Source organism: Acidovorax facilis (genome assembly GCF_023913775.1).
GTDB lineage: Bacteria > Pseudomonadota > Gammaproteobacteria > Burkholderiales > Burkholderiaceae_C > Acidovorax > Acidovorax facilis.
Genome location: NZ_JAMXAX010000038.1, coordinates 34,168 through 38,106, shown reverse-complemented (window position 1 = coordinate 38,106; position 3,939 = coordinate 34,168). Strand labels below are relative to the sequence as shown.

Genomic DNA, 3,939 nt, shown 5'->3' with positions numbered 1-3,939 from the left:
CTCGCACCCGAATCGAACACCTCGACGAGTCGGCCAAGTACAGCTGGATCAAGTCGCCTCGCTGGCGTGGCCACGCGGTCGAAGTCGGCCCGCTCTCGCGCTACATCCTGAGTTACGCCCACGCTATGCAGGGCAACAAATATTGCCAGCGTGTGAAGGAGCAGATCGACGGCGCGGCCGTGGCTATCAACAGCGCGATTCCCCGCGCCTTGGGCCTGCCGGAAACCAGCTACAGCACCAAGCAATTGCTGCCTACCACCATCGGCCGCACCCTGGCCCGTGCGCTGGAAAGTCAGTACGCAGCTGAACTGATGATGGACGATTTCAAGCAATTGATCGGCAACATCAAAGCCGGTGATACCAGCACGGCCAACGTCGAGAAGTGGGACCCCGCTACCTGGCCGAAAGAGGCGAAAGGCGTGGGGACGGTAGCGGCACCGCGCGGCATGTTGGGCCACTGGATCAAGATCAAGGACGGCAAGATCGAGAACTATCAGTGCGTGGTACCCACCACCTGGAACGGCTCGCCGCGCGATACCAAAGGCCAGATTGGCGCTTTCGAGGCATCGCTCATGAACACCCCCATGGTGAACCCTGAGCAGCCGTTGGAGATTCTGCGCACGTTGCACAGTTTTGACCCCTGCTTGGCCTGTTCCACCCACGTGATGAGTGAAGACGGCCAGGAGATGAGCCGCGTCACCGTGCGTTGACACGCCCACCCATCGACAAAACCACCAACGAGGAAAATTCACATGCAACACCCCAAGAAAAACATCGGTCGTTTGGCGCTGGCGGGTCTTCTGGCCGTTCTGGCCGGAGCGGCTCAGGCCCACACCGGTCATGGCACCCACAGCCTGATGGAGGGCTTGGTGCACCCCTTCGGCGCAGACCACGTGCTGGCGATGGTGGCCGTGGGCATATGGTCGGTGTCGGCCTTGCCACAGGGAAAAGCGTGGTGGGGGCCTGCCACTTTTCTACTGGCGCTGGTGGTCGGTGCTTTCTTCGGAATGGTCGGGGTTCGGCCGCCCTACCTGGAGCATGCGATAGCACTGTCCGTCGCGCTATTCGGCGTCATGCTGTTTGCCTCGCGGATGCAGATACCACCGGCACTGGGGCTGTCGATGATCGCTGCCGCCGCCTCGCTGCATGGTCTGGCCCATGGCGCCGAAACACCTGAGACCGGTTTTGCCGGCTATGCCGTTGGCTTCCTGTTGACCACGGCTGTGTTGCACATCGGTGGAGTCGGCCTGGGCCTGGCGATCCGGCGCTGGCGAGCGGAACGCAGCGGTGTGGTGCTCGGCGGCCTCGGCGCGGCGTTCGGCGTTGCTGGCCTCTACCTGTTTGGCCAACTCGCAACCTGACGGCCAACTCGATCGAGTTTCTGTAACCGACCTCAGGAGGCTCCATGTCATCCACGACGACCACTACCCACAGCGGCCGGCTCACCGCCGCCAGCGCCACCGACGCCGAAGAGCGCGAGCTCGCGCAGGGTCAGACCATCAAGTCGGTCTACGTGTACGAGGCGCCGGTGCGCATCTGGCACTGGATCAACGCGCTGGCCATTACCGTGCTCGCGGTCACCGGCTATTTCATTGGCAAGCCGTTGCCCACCATGCCCGGAGAGGCGAGCGCCCATTTCTTGATGGGTTACATCCGATTTGCGCACTTTGCCGCTGGCTATGTGCTCGCCATCGGTTTGCTCGGTCGCATCTACTGGGCATTCGTGGGCAATCACCACGCGCGTGAGCTGTTTTGGCTGCCAATTTTTCAGAAAACCTATTGGATCGAAGTCGGCAGGATGCTCAAGTGGTACGCCTTCATCGCCCCGCGTCCGGGTCGCTATGTGGGCCACAACCCGTTGGCCCGTATGGCGATGGTTACGCTGTTCTTGTTCACGGCCGTGTTCATGGTGTTCACAGGCTTTGCGCTCTATGCCGAAGGTGCACAAAGGGGATCTTGGCAAGACACGGTATTTGGCTGGGTGATCCCATTGTTCGGACAAAGCCAGGATGTGCACACCTGGCATCACTTCGGCATGTGGGCCATGATCAGTTTTGTAATCGCCCATGTTTACGCGGCGATCCGTGAAGACATCATGGGCCGGCAAAGCATTGTTTCCACCATGATTTCTGGATGGCGCACGTTTAAAGATTGACCTGCGCCTACGTCGCGCCGTAGGCGCATCACTCTTCCTCAGGGGAGGCTGGCAGCCTGGAAAAGCAGGTTCCGCTGCACCCAGAAGGTCCAAATATTTCGCACCGGAACCGTCTTCCAAATTTTCGCTTCATTCTGCTGACCCAGCTGTCTCCGTTCTTCGTTTCTTATGCTGCCCTCTTCTCGTCCTCATTGGCTTGCTGCTGTTTCGGTCCTTCCACCTAAGGGTGTGCCGTCTCGTGCGCCGGTGCATCCGGGCCGTTTGCTGGCGCGGACCTGCTTGGCCCCGCTGGCTTTGAGCCAGAGCGAAGCGGCGCGCGCACTGGGCCTGTCGCGCCGGCGCTTGCATGAGCTGGTGCACGGTCAGCGCACCATGACGCCAGACACAGCTCTGCGTTGTGCCCATGTGTTCGGCATTGATGCGGCTTTCTGGCTCACGCAACAAGCCGCCTGGGACAGCTTCCATGCCTGGAAGCACCTGCGCCAGTCCGCGTCGGCGCCTTCTTCTTCCTGAACGCCTGAGGGCTCAACTACTATGCGCACACATCCGCCTGAACTCACCTGTAACGCCTGTAGTGACAAGCCCGACCGCATCGTTGTGCTGGGTATTGGCAACCTGCTGTGGGCCGACGAAGGCTTTGGCGTGCGCTGCATTGAAGCGCTGCAAAAACGTTACGTGTTTGCCGACCATGTGGAGCTGATTGACGGTGGCACGCAAGGCCTCTACTTGATCCAGTTTGTCCAGGCCGCAGACGCGCTGCTGATTTTCGACGCGATCGACTACGGTCTGGCGCCGGGCGAACTGAAGCTGGTGCGCGATGAAGAAGTGCCGCGCTTCATGGGGGCGAAAAAAATGAGCCTGCATCAGACGGGATTTCAGGAGGTGCTCTCGCTTGCTCAACTGACCGGTGGGTACCCAAAGCAGGTGCTGCTGATCGGCTGTCAGCCAGAGGAGCTGGAAGACTATGGCGGCAGCTTGCGCCCCATCGTGAAGGCTGCGATGCAAGAGGCGCTAACCCTGGGCCTGACCGAGCTGACGCACTGGGGCGCGCAGCCACAAACGCGTGAAGTGCCGCTGTCCAACCGGGAAGCAGTCACTATGGACGAGCTGGCGCTCGCGGCCTATGAGGCCCAACGACCTGGTCCGGAATCCGCATGCCGGGAAGGCGACGATCGCTTTTTCCCTGCGCAGGTGGGTTGACCCATGTGCATCGGTATGCCCATGCAGGTCACGGCCACTGATCCTGGCTACGCCTGGTGCGATGGCCGCGGAGAGCGCCGCCGCGTGAATACAGCGCTGGTTGGAAACGTGTCGCCGGGTGACTGGTTGCTGGTGTTTCTGGGCGATGCGCGCGAGTGCATTGACGCTACGCGTGCGCTGGAAGTGAACAGTGCGCTTGACCTAGTTCTGGACGCCATGCAAGGCAGCGATGCCAGTGCTGAGGCCGGATTTCTTTTGCCTTCCCAGATGACCTCTGCGCAGCTTAAACAGTTGTCAGGTCAAGCCTGAACCGCATTTACATCGTTGCTTTTCTCATCGAACCCCGGAGATTCCCTCATGAGTACTAACGTCGAAACTCTCGCACGTCCGCTGGAAATTCCTCAGCCCAGCAATGACCCGGCTGCCCCGCTCGTGATGCGCCTGGTGCGTGACTTTGGCGCGGTATGGATAGATGAGGCCACGGTTGCCGGTTGGCTCGCTGGTGGCGGTAACCGCGTGGTGCTGCTCACTGGTGACGCGGTGCGCTTTCCAGAAGGCCAGGACGTGGCGGCTGTGTTACCTGA

The 3,939-nt window shown here is 60.9% G+C and carries 7 protein-coding genes; all 7 read left to right on the top strand.

Annotated features, from left to right (window positions below):
- Positions 1 to 710: nickel-dependent hydrogenase large subunit (locus tag NFX52_RS13035; RefSeq protein ID WP_252635669.1), on the top strand; the 710-nt coding region annotated here is incomplete at its 5' end.
- Between the two features lie 42 nt (positions 711 to 752).
- Positions 753 to 1,361: a HupE/UreJ family protein gene (locus NFX52_RS13030; protein ID WP_055394206.1), complete on the top strand. Its 609-nt coding sequence runs from the start codon at positions 753 to 755 to the stop codon at positions 1,359 to 1,361.
- Positions 1,362 to 1,405: 44 nt separating this feature from the next.
- Positions 1,406 to 2,155, top strand: a complete 750-nt coding sequence (gene cybH / locus NFX52_RS13025) for a Ni/Fe-hydrogenase, b-type cytochrome subunit (RefSeq protein ID WP_055394204.1) — start codon at positions 1,406 to 1,408, stop codon at positions 2,153 to 2,155.
- 168 nt (positions 2,156 to 2,323) lie between these two features.
- On the top strand, positions 2,324 to 2,668 hold the full coding sequence (locus tag NFX52_RS13020) for a HigA family addiction module antitoxin (protein ID WP_082437271.1): 345 nt from the start codon (positions 2,324 to 2,326) through the stop codon (positions 2,666 to 2,668).
- Between the two features lie 21 nt (positions 2,669 to 2,689).
- Positions 2,690 to 3,355 (top strand): HyaD/HybD family hydrogenase maturation endopeptidase, encoded by a 666-nt coding sequence (locus NFX52_RS13015; protein ID WP_055394202.1) that lies wholly within the window; start codon positions 2,690 to 2,692, stop codon positions 3,353 to 3,355.
- A 3-nt stretch (positions 3,356 to 3,358) separates the two neighbouring features.
- The gene (locus NFX52_RS13010; RefSeq protein WP_055394200.1) at positions 3,359 to 3,664 is read left to right on the top strand and encodes a HypC/HybG/HupF family hydrogenase formation chaperone; all 306 of its coding nucleotides are present in this window, start codon (positions 3,359 to 3,361) and stop codon (positions 3,662 to 3,664) included.
- A 48-nt stretch (positions 3,665 to 3,712) separates the two neighbouring features.
- A partial coding sequence (locus tag NFX52_RS13005) for a thioredoxin domain-containing protein (RefSeq protein WP_492759470.1) occupies positions 3,713 to 3,939 on the top strand: 227 nt, incomplete at its 3' end.